An 8,049-nucleotide genomic window follows, 5' to 3' on the forward strand; every position below is an offset into this window, starting at 1 on the left:
TGTGTCGCTGCATCAGGGCCAGAGGCATGACGAGGCAGCGCTGAAAACCGCGTTGGCCGAGCATCTGCCCGAGTACATGGTGCCGGCCATCATCATGGTGCTGGCGGCGCTGCCGCTGAGCACCAATGGCAAGATCGACCGCAAGGCCTTGCCGGCGGTGCAGATCAGCCAGGACAGCGACTACAGCGCCCCGCAAGGCGAGACCGAACTGGCGCTGGCGGCAATCTGGCAGGAAGTGCTGGGCCTGCCCCAAGTGGGACGGGAAGACAATTTCTTTGCCCTGGGGGGGCATTCACTGCTGGCCACCAGCGTGGTGACGCGCTGGCGCGCCCGTCATCCGCAGCACACGCTGACGCTGCACGACCTGTTCGCAGCGCCCGTGTTCAGGGAGCTGGCCGAGGCGATCGCACGCAGCAGCACGCCGCAGGGCGCGGCTCCCGTGCTGCAGCCGGTGGCGCGCACGCCGCGCATGCCGCTCTCGCCGATGCAGCAGCGCCTGTGGCTGGTGCATCGCATGCAGAGCGGAGCAGGGGCGGCGGCTTACAACATGACGGCCGCGCTGCAGTTCGATGGCGCATTGGCGCCGGCCTTGCTGGAGCAGACGCTGGCCCTGCTGGTGCAGCGTCACGAGATCCTGCGCACCAGCTATCACGAGGATGATGAAGGCGAGCCCTTCGCCCGCATCGCGTCGCCCACAGACAGCAGGCCGCCGCTGGCGATACAGGATCTGCGCGCGCAAGCGCCCGCCGTGCAGCAGCAGACGCTGGCCGCATTGATGCGCGAAGAAGCCGCGCGCTCCTTCGATCTCGCCACCGCGCCGCTGCTGCGCGCCGTACTGGTGCAGCTAGCCCCGGCGGCCGATGGCCGCCCGCGCCAGGTGCTGCTGCTGGCCGTGCATCACATCGCCGCCGATGGCTGGTCGGTCGGCGTGCTGATCCGCGAGTTCTCGGCAATCTACCGCGCACTGCACACTGGCCATGCGCCTGCGCTTGCGGCGCCGGCGCTGCAATACAGCGACTACGCGGCGTGGCGGCAGCAACAGGGCATGAGCGCCGCCGAGGAAGACTTCTGGCGTGCGGCCCTGCAAGGGGCCCCAGCGCAGCCGGCCTTGCCAGTGGACCTGCCGCGTCCGGCGCAGTGGTCGGGTGACGGTGCGCGCCTGTCGGTGCGTATCCCGGAGCGCCTCGCAGGCCAGCTGCAAGCGCTGGCGCAGGAGCGCGACTGCACGCTGTTCATGCTGCTGCTGGGCAGCTTCCAGCTGCTGGTGCATCGCCTCAGCGGCCAGGACGACCTGCTCATCGGCACCGATGTGGCCGGGCGCGAGCATGAGGCGCTGGAAGAGATGGTGGGCTTCTTCGTCAACGTGCTGCCGCTGCGCTCGCGCCACCAGCCCGAACAGAGCTTTGCGCAATGGCTGGCGACCACGCGCGGCACGGTGCTCGATGCCTTTGCCCATCCCTCGCTTCCCTTCGAGCGCATCGCCGAACTCGCTGCGGCCCGCCGCGACCGTCGCTGGAACCTGCTGGTGCAGTTGCTGTTCGTGATGCAGAACATGCCTGCGCATGACTTTGAATTGCCCGGTCTGCAGGTGCAGGCGCTGCCATCCCGCCATGCCCATGCCAAGTTCGACATCGCGCTCTTCGTCACCCCGGTGGACGGTGCGCTGCAGGCCGACTGGGTCTATGCCAGCCAGGTCTTCCAGGCCGGCACCATGGAACGCATGGCCGCGGCCTGGATCGCGCTGCTGGAGCAGATCGTGGCGCAGCCGCACTGGCCGCTGTCCCGCTATGAAATTCCCCTCATGAAAGAACCCCTGACCATGTCAAGCACAGCCTCCGTTTCCACTGCCACAGCGCCGCTGGCCCAGGGCAAGCTCGACAAGCTGAGCAAGCTCAAGGGCCGGGACATTGCGGCCCCCAAGGCGCCCGTGCGCATGAGTCCGCTGCGTCCCGGCGCCGATTTCCCGCTGCTGGTGGAAGCCGCCAGCGCCGATCTCGACACGGTGGCCTGGGCGCGCGCCAACCAGCAGCTGATCGCCAGCCTGCTGGAGCGCCATGGCGGCATCCTGTTCCGCCGCTTCGGCCTGGCCACGCCGCAGGACTTCGAGCGCTTCGCCGAAGCCATCGAGCCCGAGCTGTACGGCAGCTATGGCGACCTGCCCAAGAAGGAGGGCGGCAACAAGACCTATCGTTCCACGCCCTATCCCGAAAAGCAGATGATCCTGTACCACAACGAAAGCGCCCACATCGAACGCTGGCCGCGCAAGCAGTGGTTCTTCTGCGAGCTGCCCTCGCCGGTGGGGGGCGCCACCCCCATCGTCGACTGCCGCGAGATGCTGCGCCGCCTGCCAGCCGGGCTGCGGCGCGAATTCCAGCAGAAGCAGCTGCGCTATGTGCGCACCTTCACGCCGCGTCTGGATGTGAGCTGGCAATCCTTCTTCGGCACCGACGAGCGCGCCGTGGTGGAAGCCCGGCTGACGGCGGCCGGCACCGGCTATCGCTGGCTCGATGACGACACCCTGCAGACCAGCACGCTGTGCCCGGCGGTGATCGTGCATCCGGTCACCGGGGCCGAGGTGTTCTTCAACCAGGTGCAACTGCACCATCCCTATTGCCTGGAGCCGGAAGTGCGCGCCGACCTGCTGGCCATGGTCGGCCCGGAGCGGCTGCCGCGCAATGTGCTGTTCGGTGATGGCACGCCCATTCCCGATGCCGCCATGGCCCTGATCGGCGAACTCTACGAACAATGCGCGGTGCGCTTCGACTGGCAGCAGGGCGATGTGGTCATGCTCGACAACATGCTGGCCGCGCATGCCCGCGATCCCTACGAGGGGCCGCGCAAGATCGTCGTTGCCATGGGCGCCATGGTGGGACGCGCCGAGGTCAGCACGCCCTCGGCCACCGCCGATGAACTGCCGGAGGGCGCAGCATGATGCCGCTGGACCAGACTGTCGCGCTCAGTTCCGAACAGCGCCTGCAGCAGGCGCAACCCCACATCGTCCATACCCTGCAATTGCACTGGCAGGGCCCGTTGGAGCGCGCACGCCTGCAGGCGGCATGGGCCACGGTCGTGGCGCGTCATGCCATCTTGCGTCATGCCTTCGGCCAGGTCGAAGGCTATCGCGGCCTGCGCCAGGCGCCGCTGCCGCAGCCCCCGGCCCGGAGCCTGCAGTTGCAGATGCTGCCGGCGGGCGCCGCCATGCCGGCGGTACAGTTCGATCTGGCGCGCGGACAAGTGATCCAGGCCTGGCTGGCCCAGGACGAGCCGCAACGCGGTCGCCTGCTGGCGGCGGCCGCGCCCCTGGTGGTCGATGAGCGCAGCCTGTCGCTGCTGGCGGATGAGGTATGGCGCCAGTACCACGATCCGGGCGCGCCGACCGAGGAGGCTTTCCCGTATGCCGATTATGTGCAGTGGCGCCAGTCTCTCGATGAGGATGACGATGCCCGCATCGGCCAGGCCTACTGGGCCAATCAGGCCCAGCAGTTGGGCCAGACGCCGGCGCTGCGGCTGTCCTATCGGCGCGAGTGCGCCTCGGGGGCGGCGGAGCCGGCGCTCCTGCACAGCCGCATCGCTGAGGATGTGGTGACGTCCCTGCAGCAATGGCAGGCCACCCGGCAACTGCAGCCGGCCATCGTCCTGCAGGCGGCCTGGTTGGCGCTGCTGGCCCGCCTGGGACAGATCGGCCAGGTCGCCTGCGCCTGGCAGCACGATTGCCGCGACGATTACGAACCCATGGCCCAGGCGCTGGGCCTGTATGGCAAGACCCTGCCGCTGGTGCTGAGCGTGCCGCCGCACGCCTCGCTGAGCGAACTGGCGAACCAACTGGCCGCGCAGCAGGAGCAGCATGTGGCGGCCCAGGAATACCTGCCCGATGAGCTGGCCGCCACGCTGCCGGAGATCGGTTTCAGCGCCCGCCATACCGTCGGGTGCTGGCAGGACGGCGCGCTGCAGTGGGAGCTGCACGCAGCGGTAGCGGGCGATGCCCGCCTGGCGCTGGCGCTGCATGCCGATCTGGCCGATCCGGCCGCGCCTTGTCTGCAGCTGCATTACGATGCGCGGCGCTACGACGCCGCCAGCATGGCAGGCTTGCTGCGCCAGTACCAAGCCTGGCTGGCCGAGGCGCTGGCCCAGCCCGATACCGCTTGCGCGCAATTGCAATGGGATGACGCCGCCGCCTGGCCGCAGCGGCTGCCGATGCAGGCAGATACCCTGGCGCTGGGCCACGACAGCCTGCTCACGCACATTGCCGCGCACGCGGTCAACACGCCACAGGCCATCGCCTTGTCCAGCGCCGCCGGCCAGATCAGCTATGCGCAGCTGCTGCAGCGCGTGAACCAGCTGGCGCACTGGTTGCACTCGCAGGGCGTGACACGCGGCGCGCGTGTGGCGCTGGTGCTGCCGCGCTCGCCGGAACTGGTGCTGGCGCTGCTGGCGGTCTGGCGCTGCGGCGCCGCCTACGTCCCCATCGATCCCGACTGGCCCGCTGCGCGCCAGCAGGCGGTGCTGACCGATGCGGCACCGGCGCTGGTGCTGCATGATGGCAAGGCGACAGCCGCCGCCGGGCTGCGCCACGCGCTGTGGCCTGCGGACCTGCAGGGCTATCCCGCGCAGGCTCCGGCGGTCGAGCCGGCGTTGCAGGACCTGGCCTATCTGCTCTACACCTCGGGTTCCACCGGCACGCCCAAGGGGGTGCTGATCGAGCATGCGCAATTGCTCAACTATGTGGTGGCGGCCTCGCAAGGCATGGCGCTGGCGCAATGCCGCTGCTGGGGACTGACCAGCACGGTGGCCGCCGACCTGGGCAATACAGCGCTGTTCGCCGCGCTGTTCCATGGCGCCGAACTGGCCATCGCCGACGCCAGCGACATGCAGGATGGCGCGCATTTCTCCGCCTTCCTGCAGCGTCATCGGGTCGATGCGCTCAAGATCGTGCCTTCGCATCTGGAAGCCTTGCTCGATGGCGGTTCGGCCGTCTTGCCCGCGACCCTGGTACTGGGCGGCGAGACTACCCCTGCGGCCTTGCTGAGGCGAATCTGGCAGTGCCGCCCGCAGGCCCGTATCTTCAACCACTACGGCCCCACCGAAACCACGGTGGGAGTGATGTGGCATGCGTTCTGCGCCAGCGATGCGGCCACCGATGCCGCTGCCGCGCCGCTGACCCGCGTGATGGCCAATTGCCGCGTAGCGATTCTGGATGCAGATCTGCGCCCGGTGCCGGTGGGTGGTACCGGCCAGCTCTGCATCGCCGGGGCCCAGCGCAGCCGCGGCTATCTGAACCGCCCGCAGGAAGATCGCCAGGGCTGGTATCGCAGCGGCGACCTGGCCTGCTATCTGCCGCAAGGCGGGCTGCGCATCCTGGGGCGCGCCGACGAGCAGGTGAAGATCCGCGGCTTCCGCATCGAACCTGCCGAGATCGAAGCGGCCCTGTTGCAGCAAGCCGGCGTACGCCAGGCCTGCGTCATGCCGCAGGGTGAACCTGCGCGCCTGATCGCCTGGGTGGCCGGCGCAGATCTTGCCGTGGAGCGCCTGCGCCTGGCCTTGCAGGACTTGCTGCCGGAGGCGATGCAGCCGGCGCGCATCGTGGCGCTGCCATCATTCCCGCGACTGGCCAATGGCAAGATCGACCGGCGCGCCTTGCTGGCCGCGCTGGCAGAGCCGCCAGCCGAGGGCGGGCAGGGCAGTCAGGCCGAAGCCGCCCGCGACGATCTCGAATTCGTCGTGCTGGACACCATGCAACAGCTGCTGCCCGCCACTGCCGGGCTGGGCCGCGACAGCGATTTCATCGAAGCCGGCGGGCATTCGCTGCTGGCCATCAAGCTGGTGGCGCGGCTGCGCAAGCTGCTGCAGATCGAGATCGCCCCGGCCCTGGTGTTCGACCACGCCACCCCGGCCGCGCTGGCCGCCGCGCTGCGCGCGCAAGCGCCCGATGCCTCCGCCCTGGCGCACTTGGCCGGCCTGCGCCGCACGTTGCTGGAGATGCCCGCCGCACAACGCGACGCCTTGCTGGAACAGGCCTAGTGGCCGGCAATTTTCCTGGATCACGCTTTCATGAACGAAAAAAATCATCAATTGCTGGCACTGCTGCAAGCCGATCAACGCGAACAGGAACGGGCGGCCGATGCCGCGCCTCAGGATGGCCCGGCGCCGCTGTCGTTCTCGCAGCAGCAGTTGTGGTATCTGCACCAGCTGGAGCCGCAACAGACCGCCTACAACCTGACGCGCGCCTTTCGCCTGCGCGGCGTGCTCGATCGCGCCGCCCTGCAGGCGGCCTTCGAGGCCCTGGTCGCACGGCATGCCAGCCTGCGCACGCGCTTCGCCGAGCAGGATGGCGTGGCCTGCCAGGAAGTCCTGCCCGCCGTGGCGCTGCCGCTGCAGTTGAGCGACCTGCGCGATCTACGCCATCTGGCGGCCGATGCGCAGGAAGCACAGCTCGCCGCTGCCATCGAGGCCGCCACGCGCCATGTCTTCGATCTTTCCCGGGCGCCGCTGCTGTTCGTGCATCTGCTGCAACTGGGCGAGCAGGAACATGTGCTCATCATGGGCATGCACCACATCGTCTCCGATGCCTGGTCCAATCCCATCGTCGCGCGCGACCTGCAGCAAGCCTATGCGCAAGCCCTGGCCGGGCAGGCCCCGGCACTGCCGCCGCTGGCCTTGCAGTACCCCGATCATGCGCGCGTGCAGCGCGCGCGCTGCCAGGGCGACTGGCTGCGGCAGGAACTGGATCACTGGCAAGCCCGGCTGGGCCGGGAAGTGCCGCCGCTGAACCTGCCGGTGGAGCGCGGTAACAGCACCGATGCGCAGGAAGGCGCAGGCTACAGCCTGGTGCTGGAGGCGTCGCTGGCGGCGCGTTTGCGCCAGTTCTGCCAGCAGGAGCGCTGCACCCCCTTCGTGGCGATGCTGGCGGCCTGGCAGGTGGCGCTGCGCCATTGCTGCGGGCAGGACGATTTCGCCGTCGGCATTCCGCAGGCCGGACGCAACCGGCCGGAGCTGCAAGAGATGGTGGGCTTCTTCGTCACCACCCAGGTGATGCGCGCGCGCCTGGACCCCGGTATGAGCCTGCGCGCGCTGTGCCGCCAGGTGCGCAGCGACACGCTGGAGGCCATGGCGCATGCCGAGCTGCCCTTCGAACTGCTGCTGGAACGCTATCCCGCCGAACGCGGCCTGCCGCGCCATCCGCTGTTCCAGACCCTGTTCGGGCTGCAGGTCGTCGAGGGCAGCGGCACGCTGGATCTGCCCGGGTTGCAGGCCAGCACGCTGGAGATCCCCCTGAATGCGGCCAAATTCGATCTGGCGCTGGACGTCAAGATCATCCGCGGGCAGGTGAACCTGCGGCTGGAATATCGTCGCGCACTGTTCCGTGAGTCCAGCATTGCCAGCATCGCTGCTGTCTATCTCTGCGTACTGGAACAGTTGGCCAGCGCAGCCGATACGGCCATCGGCGAACTGGCGCTGCTCGGCAGGGCGGAACAGGCCATGCTGCAGGCGTGGAGCGCCAATCCGCAGGCGCATGAAGCCGGCAATGTGCTGGCGCTGATCGAAGCGCAGGTGCAGGCGCATCCCAAGCGGTCCGCCTTGCGGGTGCCGCATACCGGGCAGGCGCTCGATTACGGCCAGCTCAATGGCCGCGCCAACGCGCTGGCGCAGTGGCTTATAGCACAGGGCGTCACGCGCGATCAGCGCGTGGGCGTGTGCATGGAACGCTCGAAAGAGATGGTGCTGGCGCTGCTGGCAATCATGAAGGCGGGCGCGGCTTACGTGCCGATGGATCCCGACCATCCGCCGCAGCGTCTGCGCTATTTCATCGAAGACAGCCGCACCAGCCTGCTGTTGACCCACGCCGCCGCGCGGGGCCAGTTACCGGAAGTTCCCGCTTGCCGTATCGTCGATGTGGCGACACTGGCTGATCTGCCGCCTGCCGACAATCCTGGCCTGGAAATCCACCCCGAACAGCTGGCCTACGTCATCTACACCTCCGGCTCCACCGGCCAGCCCAAGGGCGCGGCGAACCGCCATGGCAGCCTGCACAACCGGCTGGCCTGGATGCAG

General features: G+C 68.7%; 3 protein-coding genes. All 3 read left to right on the forward strand.

The window, feature by feature from the left end; translation table 11 throughout:
* A partial coding sequence (locus tag FB598_RS20525; protein WP_183405904.1) for a condensation domain-containing protein occupies positions 1-2,932 on the forward strand: 2,932 nt, incomplete at its 5' end.
* Complete coding sequence (locus FB598_RS20530) at positions 2,929-6,018, forward strand: amino acid adenylation domain-containing protein (RefSeq protein WP_141911295.1); 3,090 nt, start codon at positions 2,929-2,931, stop codon at positions 6,016-6,018. The genes FB598_RS20525 and FB598_RS20530, both read left to right, overlap by 4 nt.
* Before the next feature lie 30 nt (positions 6,019-6,048).
* Positions 6,049-8,049: condensation domain-containing protein (locus FB598_RS20535; RefSeq protein WP_141911293.1), on the forward strand; the 2,001-nt coding region annotated here is incomplete at its 3' end.

This window comes from Herbaspirillum sp. SJZ106, from assembly GCF_006715495.1.
GTDB lineage: Bacteria > Pseudomonadota > Gammaproteobacteria > Burkholderiales > Burkholderiaceae_D > Herbaspirillum.